This is a genomic window from Streptomyces sp. NPDC026538, from assembly GCF_055567535.1.
This window is the reverse complement of the sequence record NZ_JBVHQG010000017.1, coordinates 48,156-60,186: the sequence shown is the minus strand read 5'-3', so window position 1 is coordinate 60,186 and position 12,031 is coordinate 48,156. Positions and strand designations below refer to the sequence as shown.

Below are 12,031 nucleotides of genomic sequence, written 5' to 3'. Positions count from 1 at the left end.
GGAACCCCCGCCCCAAGCCCCCCGTGACGGGGGTCAGTTGACGGCCTTGATCAGCTCACCGCCTGCGGTGTCGCCGCTCAGCTCCCAGAGGAAGGTGCCGCCCAGGCCCTGCTGGTTCTTGTACGTCATCTTGGTCCCGATGGTCGCCGGGGTGTCGTAACTCCACCAGTTGCTGCCGCACTTGGCGTACGCCGTGCCGCCCACCGTGCCGGTCGCCGGGCACTTGGTCCTGAGCACCTTGTAGTCCTCGATGCCCTGCTCGTAGGTCCCCGCCGCCGGGCCGCTCGCCGTGCCGCCGGGCGCCGCCTGGGTCACCCCGGTCCAGCCGCGGCCGTAGAAGCCGATGCCGAGCAGCAGCTTGGACGCCGGGATGCCGAGGCCCTTCAGCTTGGCGATCGTCGCCGAGGTGGAGAAGTCCGCCTTCGGGATGCCGGAGTAGGAGTTCAGCGGCGAGTGCGGGGCCGTCGGCCCGGTCGCGTCCCAGGCGCCGAAGTAGTCGTACGTCATCGGGTTGTACCAGTCGACGTACTGCGCCGCGCCGGCGTAGTTCGCCGCGTCGATCTTGCCGCCGCTGGTCGCGTCTGCGGTGATCGCGGCGGTGACCAGGGCGCTGCTCCCGAACTTCGAGCGCAGCGCCGCCATCAGGTTCTTGAACGCGTCCCGGCCGCTGGTGTCACAGGTGTTGCCGCAGGCGTTCGGGTACTCCCAGTCGATGTCGATGCCGTCGAAGACACCCGCCCACTTGGAGTTCTTCACCAGGTCGTAGCAGGACTGGGCGAAGGCGGCCGGGTTCCTTGCGGCCTCGCCGAAGCCGCTCGACCAGGTCCAGCCGCCGAAGGACCAGAGGATCTTCAGGTTCGGGTGCTTCTTCTTCAGCTTCAGCAGCTGATTGAAGTTGCCGCGCAGTGGCTGGTCCCAGGTGTCCGCGACCCCGTCCACCGACTCGGCGGCGGTGTAGGCGCGGTCGGTCGCGGCGTACGAGTCGCCCATCGCGCACTTGCCGCCGGTGACGTTGCCGAAGGCGTAGTTGATGTGGGTGAGCTTCGCGGCGGAGCCCGAGGTCTCGACGTTCTTGACCAGGTACTTGCGGTCGTAGATGCCCCATTCCGTGAAGTAGCCGACGACCTTCGAACCGGCCTGCACCTGGGGAGCGGACGGGGCGGCCGCGGACGCGGTGCCCGCGCCGGCCAGCAGCCCGGCGCCGAGGACGGCACAACAGACCGCGGAGAGCAGCGCCCGGAACCGGGAGCGGTGAGGGGTGTGCATCGGGTGTCTCCTCCTGGGGGAGAGGGGAACGCGCGCCGATTGGCATGAACGCGGTAAAGCGTTGGTCATGAACCTTAGGAGGACTAGACCAGTCGGGTCAATGGTTCGGACCAATTTCGGGGCGGCCGAATGTTGTCCTGGAATTCGAGAAGTAAGCGGTCGTTAACTGGTGACGGAAGGTCCCCGATCGGGCATACTCACTGCGCAGCCGCTGGTCAGCAGCTTCCGTGACCCGGAACGCCGACCGCGGCCGCACTTGAACGACAGGCGGAGCCGCCCCTACCCGACGGGCCGTGACCGCTGGTGCCCGACAGGGAGGAGACCGACGCCATGTCCGACCGCGACCCGCAGCCGGTGGAGCGTCAGCTGCCCACGGAAGAAGCGAGGGACCTGATCTCGCTCGTCCGGGAGATCGCACAGCGTGAGATCGCGCCCCGGGCGGCCGAGGAGGAGGACGCCGGACGCTTCCCGCGCGAGGTCTTCACGCTGCTCTCCGAGTCAGGCCTGCTCGGCCTGCCCTACGACGTCGAGTACGGCGGCGGCGACCAGCCCTACGAGGTGTACCTCCAGGTCCTGGAGGAGCTGGCCAGGGCCCGTCTCACCGTCGGCCTCGGCGTCAGCGTGCACACCCTCGCGAGCTATGCGCTCGCCGCCTACGGCACCAAGCAGCAGCAGGTCGAGCACCTGTCAGCGATACTCGGCGGCGGCCTGCTCGGCGCCTACTGCCTGTCCGAGCCGGCCTCCGGCTCCGACGCCGCCTCCCTGCGCACGAAGGCGGTCAAAGACGGCGACGACTGGGTGATCAACGGCACCAAGGCCTGGATCACGCACGGCGGCATCGCCGACTTCTACACGGTCATGGCCCGCACCGGCGGGGAGGGCTCGCACGGGATCACCGCCTTCCTGGTCCCCGGTGACGCCGAGGGCCTGAGCGGCGCCGTTCCGGAGAAGAAGATGGGCATGAAGGGCTCGCCCACCGCCCAGGTCCACTTCGACGACGTCCGGGTCCCGGACGAGCGGCGGCTCGGCGAGGAGGGCCAGGGCTTCGCCATCGCGCTGTCCGCACTGGACTCCGGCCGGCTCGGCATCGCCGCCTGTGCCATCGGCCTCGCCCAGGCGGCCCTGGACGAGGCGGTCGCCTACGCCACCGGGCGGCGGCAGTTCGGGCACCCCATCTCCGACTTCCAGGGCCTGCGGTTCATGATCGCCGACATGGCCACCCAGATCGAGGCCGGCCGCGCTCTGTACCTGGCGGCGGCCCGGCTGCGGGACGCGGGCCGGCCGTTCGCCAAGCAGGCCGCGATGGCGAAGCTGCACTGCACCGACACCGCGATGAAGGTGACCACCGACGCCGTCCAGATCCTCGGCGGCTACGGCTACACCGCCGACTTCCCGGTCGAGCGCTATATGCGCGAGGCCAAGGTCCTGCAGATCGTCGAGGGCACCAACCAGATCCAGCGGATGGTCATCGCCCGTCACGTGGCGGGACCGGAAAGTCGCTGAACTGCCCGCGGGAGACCGTCGGGGCCGCCAGCCTGACCCACTCCGGGTCATGGCGGCCCGGCAGGGTGCGGCCCCGGTCGGCCCAGGTCCGCATCAGATCGCGGTAGATGGGCGGATCCTGCGGCGCGGGAGGCGGAGCCGATGCCGCGGGCGGGGGCACGAAGATACGGCGCTGACGGCCGAGGGCGGTGTAGGTGGTCGTCATGCCCGGCCAACGCGGGGGCGGCCGTCCTGGTCACCGATACCCCGAATCGTGCGTGAGTTCGTGGACGTCCACTCCCGGATCTGGCCTCCGCCTGTTTTCTGACGTACCGTCAGCCGGACCGTCTCCAGCCCCCGGGGAGGAGTTCCGCGTCGACCCGGCCGGCTGGACCGGCACCCGGGACCGCAGCTGGGGCGTCCGCCCGATGCCGGGGGAGGAGGGCGGGCGGCTCGCCCAGGAGAACCCGACCGAAGGCTTCCACTGGATCTGGTGCCCGGTCCGCTTCGAGGACCGCTTCCTGATGGTCATCATCCAGGAGGACGCCGACGGCTACCGCACCCTGAACGACGCCACGCTGGTCCGGCCGGCCACCGCGACCGCCAACTCGGCTGGCCACGGGCCGAGATCGGCTACCGCTCCGGCACCCGCCACCCGGAGCACGCCGTCGTCCACCTCGGCGACGCGCGGGGACCCCAGGAACTGGAGGTGGAGATCCTCGCCTCCTCGCCGCTCGCGATCGGCGCCGGCTACCCGCCGGCGGACGACTGGCAGCACGGCACCTGGCAGGGCCGCGGCTGGACGGACCGCCGTACCTACGACATGACCGCACCGCACCCCCGCGCGGCCTACGGCGTCACCGACCACTCCGCCCGCTTCCGGCTGGACGGCCGGGTCGGCCACGGCATCTTCGAGCACGGCTCGCTCGGCAGACACGATCCGAGCGGCTTCACCGGCTCCGACTCGGTGGCGCCCTGAAGGAGGAGTCCGGGATGACGACGAAACCGCGCCCGCGCACCACGACACTCCCCCCACGCTCGGCTTCGCTCGCGCGGGGGGACCCCCATCCCCCAGTACCTCACCCGCCGGTTGACCGCCTGGCTGGACGCCCGGCTCCCCGGCGCCAAGGCCGTCGGCGTCACCGTCCCCGCCTCCAATGGCATGTCCAGCGAGACCCTGCTGTTCGAGATCGAGCACCCGCACCCGCCGCTGCGCGGCTGCGCGTTGAGACTGGCGGCCGACCCCGCGGCATACGCGGTCTTCCCCTCGTACGACCTCACCCGCCAGTACCGCACCATGCGGCTGGTCGCCGAACACACGGATGTGCCGGTGCCCCGCGTCCTGTGGCTGGAGGAGGACCCCGGACCGCTGGGCGCGCCCTTCTTCGTCATGGAACGGGCCGAGGGCCGTGTCCCACCCGACGTCATGCCCTATACGTACGAGGGGAATTGGCTGCACTCGGCGAGCGATACCGATCGCGAACGACTCGAAGCGGCGTCCGTGGGGCTGTTGGCCCGACTGCACGACCAGGTACCCCTCAACGAGGCGGAGTTCCTCGCCCTCCCCGGGAACGGCGACGCCCTGCACCGGCATGTCGATTCCCAACGCGCCTACTACGACTGGGTGGTGGACGGACTCGCCCGTTCACCCCTGATCGAGGCCGCGTTCGACCGGCTTGCGGACCTGTGGTCGGACGAGCCCGGGACACCGGTCCTCAACTGGGGCGACGCGCGTATCGGGAACGTCGTCTACGACGGCTTCGACCCCGTCGCAGTCCTGGACTGGGAGATGGCGGCACCGGCCCCGCGCGAGGTGGACCTCGGCTGGACCGTCTATCTGCACCGCTTCTTCCAGGACCTCACGGCCGCCTCCGGACAGCCGGGACTGCCCGGGTTCCTGCGCCGCGACCACGTCGAGGCCCGCTACGCCCGGCTGACCGGCCACACCCCGCGCGACATGGACTTCTACACCCGGTACGCCGCCCTGCGGCACGCGATCGTCATGCTGCGCATCGCCTATCGGCAGGTGTACTTCGGTGAGGTCGCCGTCCCGGCGGATCCGGACACACTGATCCTGCACCACGGCAGTCTGCGCGCCATGGTGCAGGGCAGCTACTGGGATGCGGTGCGGTGACTCAGGCGGCCTGACGGCCGAGGGCACTGCCGCCGAGGCGCATCGCCGGTACGCGCATCGGGCGCGAGCCCGGGCCGCCGACGTGCGAGAAGGGCTGCGTCCGCCAGTCCAGACCCTGCGGGAGGGTGAGCAGGAGGGCGGTGTCCTGCTCCTGCGGCTCGACCGACTCGTCCGCGGACGGGGCCTCGGCCGCCGCACGGCCCGTGCCGGCACAGACCGTGAGACCGAACGGGTTCCACGGCGAGGCGCACAGCGCGTGCTCCGGCAGGAACTCCTCGTCCGCCAGCAGGGCGATCGGCTGCGCACAGTCCGGGCAGACCACCCGGTACATCTCGAAGGTGTCGTACGCGTCCAGTTCCTCGGCCTCGTAGAGGTCGGGTTCGACGCCCTCCGGCTCGGGCTCGACGACCAGTTGCGGGCGCTTGGACGTGGTACGACCAGGGCGCTTGAGACTCTGCATGGGTAACTCCCCCTCGGGCTGGGCCGTGACGGCGCTGCGGCCTCGACCACAGCAAGCACTTCCCGTCCGGTCTTGGCCGTAATCACGAGAACTTCACGAGGCCTGTTCGGGAGCTGTGGTGTTCGTCACATGCCGCCCGCAGGTGCCCGGTGCGGTGGATTTGTCCCTCAGCAGGCTCACAACCTGCTCTCCGTGACATCACGAACCGGCCATGACCTGGGGCGCCGAGGTATCCCGGGAGATCAGGCGCACTGTAGTTTTTGCGCCATGGAGGAGCTGGACCGTCAAATCGTGCAGCTGCTCGTCAAGGACGGGCGGATGAGCTACACCGACCTGGGCAAGGCCACGGGCCTTTCCACGTCGGCCGTGCACCAGCGGGTGCGCCGGCTGGAACAGCGCGGCGTCATCCGCGGCTATGCCGCGGTCGTCGACCCGGAGGCCATCGGGCTGCCCATGACGGCGTTCATCTCGGTGAAACCGTTCGATCCCAGTGCCCCCGACGACATCGCGGACCGGCTGGCCGGCGTCCCCGAGATCGAGGCGTGCCACAGCGTGGCCGGGGACGAGAACTACATCCTCAAGGTGCGGGTGGCGACCCCGCACGAGCTGGAGGAGCTGCTGGCCAGGCTGCGCGGCCTGGCGGGGGTGTCGACGCGGACGACGGTGGTGCTGTCCACGCCGTACGAGGCGCGGCCGCCGCGGATCTGAGCGCAGCGGACGGTGCGCCGTGGGGGCTGTCGGTGCTGTGTCGGCTGCGGGTTATTTGCGGCTCCGCCCCGCCCACGCGGCGGAGCCGCACATCGGATACCGCCCCGCGCCCCTTTGGACGTCTTGGGGCGCCCCTCGTTCAAAGTGATCGCGGTGAGGCGGGAGACTGGTCCCCATGAATGAGCACGCCCCCGAGCCCAAGACCGTCCTCCTGCGCCGAGGCGAGGTGCACAGTCCCGCCGATCCGTTCGCGACCGCGATGGTCGTGGAGCGTGGACAGGTCGCCTGGGTCGGGTCCGAAGGGGCCGCCGACGCCTTCGCGGACGGGGTCGACGAGGTCGTGGACCTGGACGGGGCTCTGGTCACCCCCGCCTTCACCGACGCCCATGTCCACACCACCTCGACGGGTCTCGCCCTGACCGGGCTCGACCTGTCCGGGGCCGGTTCCCTGGACGCGGCGCTCGCGCTGGTACGGGACTTCGCCGCCGGCCGCCCGGACGACCGGGTCCTGCTCGGGCACGGCTGGGACGCCTCCCGCTGGTCCGACGGCCGCCCGCCGACCCGCGCCGAGCTGGACGCGGCCACCGGTGGACGCCCGCTCTACCTGTCCCGGATCGACGTCCACTCGGCGGTCGTCAGCACGGCCCTGCTGGACCTGGTCCCCGGTGCGGTCTCCCGCGAGGACGCCCCGCTCGTCAGCGACGCCCACCACGCCGTACGCGCCGCCGCGTTCGCGGCCGTGACGCCCGCACAGCGTGCCGAGGCCCAGCGCACCGCCCTCGCGCACGCGGCCTCCCTCGGCATCGGCACCCTCCACGAGTGCGGCGGGCCGAAGATCTCCTCCGAGGACGACTTCACCGGCCTCCTGCGACTCGCCGCCGAGGCACCCGGACCCCGGGTCGTCGGCTACTGGGCCGAGGAGGATGTCGACAAGGCACGCGAACTGGGCGCGCTCGGTGCCGCCGGAGACCTCTTCGTCGACGGGGCCCTCGGCTCGCACACCGCCTGCCTGCACGAGCCCTACAGCGACGCAGGCCACACCAGCGGAGCCGCCTACCTGGACGCGGCCGCCGTCGCCGCCCATGTCACCGCCTGCACCGAGGCGGGTCTCCAGGCGGGCTTCCACGCCATCGGGGACGCCGCCGTGAGCGCCGTGGTGGAGGGCGTGCGCGCCGCCGCCGAGAAGGTCGGCCCGGCCCGCGTCCGCGCCGCCCGGCACCGCGTCGAGCACGCCGAGATGCTCACCGCCGAGCACATCGCCGCCTTCGCCGAGTTCGGTCTGATCGCCTCCGTGCAACCCGCCTTCGACGCGCTCTGGGGCGGCGCCGACGGCATGTACGCCCAGCGGCTCGGCGCCGAGCGGGCCCGCACCCTCAACCCCTACGCGGCGCTCCTCAAGGCCGGGGTCCCGCTCGCGTTCGGGTCCGACAGCCCGGTCACCCCGCTCGACCCCTGGGGGACCGTCCGAGCCGCCGCCTTCCATCACACGCCGGAGCACCGGGTCTCCGTACGCGCCGCGTTCACCGCGCACACGCGGGGCGGCTGGCGGGCGATCGGCCGGGACGACGCGGGCGTCCTGGTGCCGGGCGCGCCCGCCGACTACGCGGTCTGGCGCACCGAGGAACTGGTGGTGCAGGCCCCGGACGACCGGGTCGCCCGGTGGTCCACCGACCCGCGCTCCGGCACCCCCGGCCTGCCCGACCTGACCCCCGGCCGCGCGCTGCCGGTCTGTCTGCGCACCGTGGTGGGCGGCCGGACGGTGTTCGTACGACCGGGCGAGTGACCCGGCCGCATTCGTACGGCCGGGCGAGTGATCTCCCGGGGTGGCGCGGCCGTGATCGACGGCCGCCGCTCCGTCGCGCGACCTGCGCATCCTCCGCGCTGACCAGGGGTTTGATGCCGTTTGCGCAGGTCAAACGGCTGTTGACAGCCAGCGGCAGCGGGCCGGTAGGTTCGGCCGAGTCCACCACCGGACGCCCGACCGGGGAGCAGTTCGCGCACTCGTCGCAGCGCCGCTGGGTCAGGGACGGGGCCCCGCACCGGGGCAGCGTCACTGGGAGCCAGGCTCAGCGCCCGCGCCGACGAGGAACGTTCGTTCCGGCCGGTCGGGAGGTGTGACCCGGGTGGGGCCCGGACGCTCAGTAGACAACGGCTTTCGGTCGACCCGCAGCCAGCGGGTCCCAGGTCGGCCCGAAGGGCGCCGGGCCCCCATCCGTAGTCGAACGGGCTGGCGAAATCACGGATGAATGGCGCCCGAAACGGGCATCCTTACCCCGTTCTTTCGGAATCGACACCACCACACGAACGAGCTGTCACGTCAGTGCAGGCCGTGGCCACTATGGTGGTCCTCTGCGTACGACATGAAGGGGCAGCAGTGAACGACGGCGACGGGACCCTCGCGGCACAGGCCCAGGAGAGGCGGTTCGGCCCGCTCGGCACGGCCTTGGTGATCATCCCCACGTACAACGAGGCGGAGAACATCAAGTCCATCGTCGGCCGGGTACGCCAGGCCGTCCCCGAGGCGCACGTCCTGGTGGCGGACGACAACAGCCCCGACGGCACCGGCAAGCTCGCCGACGAACTGGCCGCCGAGGACGCCCATGTCCAGGTGCTGCACCGCAAGGGCAAGGAAGGCCTGGGGGCCGCCTATCTCGCGGGCTTCCGCTGGGGCATGGACCACGGCTACGGCGTGCTCATCGAGATGGACGCCGACGGTTCCCACCAGCCGGAGGAGCTGCCCCGCCTGCTGACCGCGCTGAAGAGCGCCGACCTGGTGCTCGGCTCCCGCTGGGTGCCCGGCGGCCGGGTGGTGAACTGGCCCAAGTCCCGGGAGTTCATCTCCCGGGGCGGTTCTCTCTACTCCCGCCTCGCGCTCGACCTCCCGCTGCGGGACATCACCGGCGGCTATCGCGCCTTCCGCCGCGAGACCCTGGAGGGCCTGGGGCTCGACCAGGTCGCGTCGCAGGGCTACTGCTTCCAGGTCGACCTGGCCCGCCGGGCGATCAAAGCCGGCTTCCATGTCGTCGAGGTGCCCATCACCTTCGTCGAGCGGGAGTTGGGCGACTCCAAGATGAGCCGCGACATCATGGTGGAGGCCCTGTGGCGGGTCACGTCGTGGGGTGTCACCGAGCGGCTGGGCAAGATCACCGGTAAGGGCAGGCGGTCCTAGCCGGTACAGCGGGCGTCGCTGCCACGGCGGGGGCCCGGAAACCGCACGGTTCCGGTTGATCATCCCCTTATCCCGCACTGAGCCGGGCCCAGGCACACTGGGAGCATGACGACTGGCGCGCAGATCCCTCCGCAGACCACCCGGCCCCGGCGTTCCCGGCTCGGCAGATATCTGCCGCTGGGTCTCGCCGCGTGGCTGGTGCTGGAGATCTGGCTGCTGACGGTGGTCGCGGGCGCGGCGGGCGGTGTGACCGTGTTCCTGCTGCTGGTGGCGGGCTTCGTCGCCGGCGCCGTGGTCATCAAGCGAGCCGGGCGCCGTGCCTTCCAGAACCTCAACGAGGCGATCCGGCGCGGCGGCTCACCCGAGCGCGGCGGTGGCAACGGCCTGATGATGCTGGGCGGCCTGCTCCTCATGATCCCCGGCCTGGTCTCCGACGCCCTCGGCCTGCTGCTCCTGCTGCCGCCGGTCCAGAAGGCGGTCTCCCGCCTCACCGAACGCACCCTCGACCGAAAGCTCCGCGCGTCCGCTCCCGGCACCCTGGGTGACGCCTTCCAGCAGGCCCGCATCCGCCGTCCCGACGGCAAGGTGGTCCAGGGCGAGGTGATCGTCCGGAACGACGGTCCGGGGCCGGGCGACGAGCCGACGGGGGAGCGGCCGCCGCTGACGCGGTGACGCGGTGACGCGCTGACGCTGACGCGCTCACGCGGTCGAGGCGCCGGTCGTCCCGGCCGAGACCGCGGAGCCAAAACCGAGGGCGCCGCACGTTCGGTGAACGTGCGGCGCCCTCGGTCTGTTGTGTCGCTATGCAGACTTACGGCTGTCCCTCGGATGAATCGCGATGTTCATCGCGCCGGAGCGCAGAACCGCCAGACGCTCCTCGAGGACCTCTTCGAGTTCCTCACGGGTGCGTCGCTCCATCAGCATGTCCCAGTGGGTACGCGCGGGCTTGGCCTTCTTCTCTTCAGGGCCGTCGCCGTCCACGAGGAGTGCCTGGGCCCCGCAGACCTTGCACTCCCACTCCGGCGGGATCTCCGCCTCGACCGAGAAGGGCATCTCGAACCGGTGCCCCTTCTCGCATGCGTACTCCACGGCCTGGCGCGGGGCCAGGTCGATACCGCGGTCCGTCTCGTAGCTGGTCACTACGAGGCGCGTACCGCGAAGAGCTCGCTCACTCATGAATCGTGCCTCCCGGGCTTGTCGCCCACAGGACAGGTGTCGCTGTCGTCGTCATCCGGTCAACGTCCGGTCGGCGGTAAAGATTCCCGTTCCGGGTCATGCGTCGCCGTCGTAGCCGCCCCTTGTTGTACCCACCAGCGCCCGGTTTGTCACATCTGCTAACAGATGTCACCCAGCGTTTCTGCATCTTTGACGCGCAGTAACGGTACGCCTGGCAGGCCAAACGCGTACACTACCGCTCTTCCGCGTTGAACGCTAAATCTTCCTGCTGGATCTTCCGCTAGACCTTCTGCGGAACCGGGTTGCCGGCCTCACCGATCGCCTGCCGCACCGGAACCCGCGCGAGCAGCGCGAACCCGATGACGAAGAAGACCACCAGCGAGATGATCGCCGAGCGGTAGCTTCCGGTGAGCTGGAAGGTGATCCCGAACAACAGAGGTCCCAGCCAGCTCATCCCCCGATCGCTCATCTCGTACGCCGCGAAGTACTCGGCTTCTTTGCCGGGCGGCACGAGATGCGAGAACAGGGAGCGGGACAGGGCCTGGCTGCCGCCGAGGACGAGACCTATGCCGGCCGCGAGGACGAAGAACCACACCGGCGCCCCGGCCGGCAGGAAGTACCCGGCCGCCAGCGTCACCGTCCACGCCACGAGCGAGCCGAGGATCGTGCGCTTGGCCCCGTACCGCCTCGCGAGCCGCCCCATCGTCAGGGCGCCGGCCACCGCCAGCACCTGGACCAGCAGGACGGCCCCGATGAGCGTCGACTGGCCGAGCCCGAGCTCCTCGGAGCCGTAGACGGACGCCTGGGAGATCACGGTCTGGATGCCGTCGTTGTAGACGAGGTACGCCAGCAGGAAGGAGAGCGTCAGCGGATGGCGGCGCATGTCCCGGACGGTCGCCCTGAGTTGACGCAGCCCGGGCGCCGTCGCCTCGGCCGCCCGGCCGGCCCGGTCGCGCAGCCGCCGTAGCGGTACGAGGGTGAAGACGCCCCACCACAGACCCGCCGCGGCCAGGCAGATGCGGACCGCCTCCGTCTCCGAGAGACCGAAGGAGTCGTGCGCGGAGTACAGGACCAGGTTGGCTATCAGCACCAGGGAACCGGCCGCGTAGCCGAAGGCCCAGCCCCGGGAGGAGATCGTGTCGCGTTCCTCGGGCGGGGCGATCTGCGGGAGATAGGAGTTGTAGAGCATCAGGGCGACGGACTGGGCCGCGTTCGCCACGATCAGCAGCAGCCCGCCGAGCAGATAGCGGTCGCCGTCGAGGAAGAACATGCCCGTGGTCGCCACGGCCCCGGTGTACGCGGCCGCGCCGAGCAGCCGCTTCTTGCGGCCCGTGCGGTCGGCCACGCTGCCCACCAGGGGCATCAGGACGACCGCCAGGATCACCGACAGGGAGACCGAGTAGGCGAAGAAGGAGCCCGAGCGGACCGGGATGCCGAGCGGGTGCACATAGCCGTCCGCGTCGGCCGCGTGGTCGGCGACCGACGTGAGGTACGGGCCGAGGAACACGGTGAGCACGCTCGTCGAGTAGACCGAACACGCCCAGTCGTAGAAGTACCAGCCGCGCTGTTCGCGCCGCAGCCCGGCGACCTCGTCCGAGGCCCCCGTCCGCACGGTTTCGGTGCCCACCCGTGCCCT

10 protein-coding genes and 1 pseudogene are annotated in these 12,031 nt (G+C 70.9%); 7 read left to right on the top strand and 4 right to left on the bottom strand.

Annotated features, from left to right (window positions below; all coding sequences use genetic code 11):
* Positions 1 to 33: 33 nt before the first annotated feature.
* Positions 34 to 1,266 carry a glycoside hydrolase family 18 protein gene (locus ACZ4N4_RS43170; RefSeq protein WP_467599570.1) on the bottom strand — a complete coding sequence of 411 codons (1,233 nt, stop codon included), beginning with the start codon at positions 1,264 to 1,266 and terminating at the stop codon, positions 34 to 36.
* A gap of 330 nt (positions 1,267 to 1,596) precedes the next feature.
* On the opposite strand from ACZ4N4_RS43170, the gene ACZ4N4_RS43165 reads away from it, so the two are divergent.
* From ACZ4N4_RS43165 to ACZ4N4_RS43155, 3 genes and pseudogenes are all read left to right on the top strand, one after another.
* Positions 1,597 to 2,769 carry an acyl-CoA dehydrogenase gene (locus ACZ4N4_RS43165; protein ID WP_467599567.1) on the top strand — a complete coding sequence of 391 codons (1,173 nt, stop codon included), beginning with the start codon at positions 1,597 to 1,599 and terminating at the stop codon, positions 2,767 to 2,769.
* 332 nt (positions 2,770 to 3,101) lie between these two features.
* Positions 3,102 to 3,727 (top strand): annotated as a pseudogene (locus ACZ4N4_RS43160) (Rv3169 family protein); the annotation flags it as partial.
* 87 nt (positions 3,728 to 3,814) lie between these two features.
* A complete protein-coding gene (locus ACZ4N4_RS43155; RefSeq protein ID WP_467599686.1) occupies positions 3,815 to 4,882 on the top strand; it encodes a phosphotransferase family protein in 1,068 nt (355 codons plus the stop codon).
* Position 4,883: 1 nt separating this feature from the next.
* On the opposite strand, the gene ACZ4N4_RS43150 is transcribed toward ACZ4N4_RS43155, so the two are convergent.
* Complete coding sequence (locus tag ACZ4N4_RS43150; RefSeq protein ID WP_453576550.1) at positions 4,884 to 5,342, bottom strand: uroporphyrinogen-III synthase; 459 nt, start codon at positions 5,340 to 5,342, stop codon at positions 4,884 to 4,886.
* Positions 5,343 to 5,609: 267 nt separating this feature from the next.
* On the opposite strand from ACZ4N4_RS43150, the gene ACZ4N4_RS43145 reads away from it, so the two are divergent.
* The 4 genes from ACZ4N4_RS43145 (at position 5,610) to fxsA (ending at position 9,891) form a co-directional block, all read left to right on the top strand.
* Positions 5,610 to 6,050, top strand: a complete 441-nt coding sequence (locus ACZ4N4_RS43145) for an Lrp/AsnC family transcriptional regulator (RefSeq protein ID WP_450759203.1) — start codon at positions 5,610 to 5,612, stop codon at positions 6,048 to 6,050.
* Between the two features lie 175 nt (positions 6,051 to 6,225).
* Positions 6,226 to 7,833: an amidohydrolase gene (locus ACZ4N4_RS43140; protein ID WP_467599563.1), complete on the top strand. Its 1,608-nt coding sequence runs from the start codon at positions 6,226 to 6,228 to the stop codon at positions 7,831 to 7,833.
* A gap of 591 nt (positions 7,834 to 8,424) precedes the next feature.
* Complete coding sequence (locus tag ACZ4N4_RS43135) at positions 8,425 to 9,219, top strand: polyprenol monophosphomannose synthase (protein ID WP_467599560.1); 795 nt, start codon at positions 8,425 to 8,427, stop codon at positions 9,217 to 9,219.
* 105 nt (positions 9,220 to 9,324) lie between these two features.
* Positions 9,325 to 9,891: an FxsA family membrane protein gene (gene fxsA / locus ACZ4N4_RS43130; RefSeq protein ID WP_467599557.1), complete on the top strand. Its 567-nt coding sequence runs from the start codon at positions 9,325 to 9,327 to the stop codon at positions 9,889 to 9,891.
* 129 nt (positions 9,892 to 10,020) lie between these two features.
* Here the strand turns inward: fxsA and ACZ4N4_RS43125 are convergent, their stop codons facing one another.
* Together ACZ4N4_RS43125 and ACZ4N4_RS43120 are read right to left on the bottom strand one after the other, a co-directional pair.
* The gene (locus tag ACZ4N4_RS43125; RefSeq protein ID WP_010046329.1) at positions 10,021 to 10,395 is read right to left on the bottom strand and encodes an RNA polymerase-binding protein RbpA; all 375 of its coding nucleotides are present in this window, start codon (positions 10,393 to 10,395) and stop codon (positions 10,021 to 10,023) included.
* A gap of 280 nt (positions 10,396 to 10,675) precedes the next feature.
* Complete coding sequence (locus ACZ4N4_RS43120; RefSeq protein ID WP_467599554.1) at positions 10,676 to 12,022, bottom strand: MFS transporter; 1,347 nt, start codon at positions 12,020 to 12,022, stop codon at positions 10,676 to 10,678.
* Positions 12,023 to 12,031: the final 9 nt, after the last annotated feature.

What these genes read in the sequence shown, in the direction of transcription:
- ACZ4N4_RS43140 (WP_467599563.1), top strand. Translation starts at nt 6,226, where the DNA reads ATGAATGAGCACGCCCCCGAGCCCAAGACCGTCCTCCTGCGCCGAGGC.
- ACZ4N4_RS43125 (WP_010046329.1), bottom strand. Translation starts at nt 10,395, where the DNA reads ATGAGTGAGCGAGCTCTTCGCGGTACGCGCCTCGTAGTGACCAGCTAC.
- ACZ4N4_RS43165 (WP_467599567.1), top strand. Translation starts at nt 1,597, where the DNA reads ATGTCCGACCGCGACCCGCAGCCGGTGGAGCGTCAGCTGCCCACGGAA.
- fxsA (WP_467599557.1), top strand. Translation starts at nt 9,325, where the DNA reads ATGACGACTGGCGCGCAGATCCCTCCGCAGACCACCCGGCCCCGGCGT.
- ACZ4N4_RS43145 (WP_450759203.1), top strand. Translation starts at nt 5,610, where the DNA reads ATGGAGGAGCTGGACCGTCAAATCGTGCAGCTGCTCGTCAAGGACGGG.
- ACZ4N4_RS43150 (WP_453576550.1), bottom strand. Translation starts at nt 5,342, where the DNA reads ATGCAGAGTCTCAAGCGCCCTGGTCGTACCACGTCCAAGCGCCCGCAA.
- ACZ4N4_RS43170 (WP_467599570.1), bottom strand. Translation starts at nt 1,266, where the DNA reads ATGCACACCCCTCACCGCTCCCGGTTCCGGGCGCTGCTCTCCGCGGTC.